Source organism: Pseudomonas sp. RIT-562 (genome assembly GCF_026241895.1).
GTDB lineage: Bacteria > Pseudomonadota > Gammaproteobacteria > Pseudomonadales > Pseudomonadaceae > Aquipseudomonas > Aquipseudomonas mandelii_F.
In genome coordinates this window covers 1-399 of the sequence record NZ_JAPJIV010000072.1, presented here as the reverse complement: position 1 = coordinate 399, position 399 = coordinate 1, and the positions used below count along the sequence as shown (strand labels likewise).

The window sequence follows — 399 nt, the reverse complement described above, 5'->3', positions numbered from 1 at the left end:
TGGGGCGATTTTCCAGGCGACCATCATCAGCGGGTAGTTCCACGGTGCGATGGAGGCGATCACGCCCACTGGATCGCGGCGGATCATCGAGGTGTGGCCAGGCAGGTACTCACCACCCGCCGAGCCGCTCATGCAGCGGCTGGCGCCGGCGAAGAAGCGGAACACGTCGGCAATCGCCGGGATCTCGTCGTTCAGCGCGGCGCTGTAGGGCTTGCCGCAGTTGTCCGATTCCAGCTTGGCCAGCTCTTCGGCATGGGCCTCGATGGCGTCGGCGAGCTTGAGCAGCAGCAGCGAGCGATCTTTCGGCGGCGTTTGCGACCAGCTGTCGAACGCCGCATCGGCGGCGCGCACGGCGGCATCGACCTGGGCTTCGCTGGCTTCGTTGATTTCCACCAGGAC

1 protein-coding gene is annotated in these 399 nt (G+C 66.2%); it reads right to left on the bottom strand.

Annotated elements, in window-relative coordinates:
* A partial coding sequence (locus tag ORL50_RS28795; RefSeq protein WP_266020099.1) for an aldehyde dehydrogenase family protein occupies positions 1-399 on the bottom strand: 399 nt, incomplete at both ends.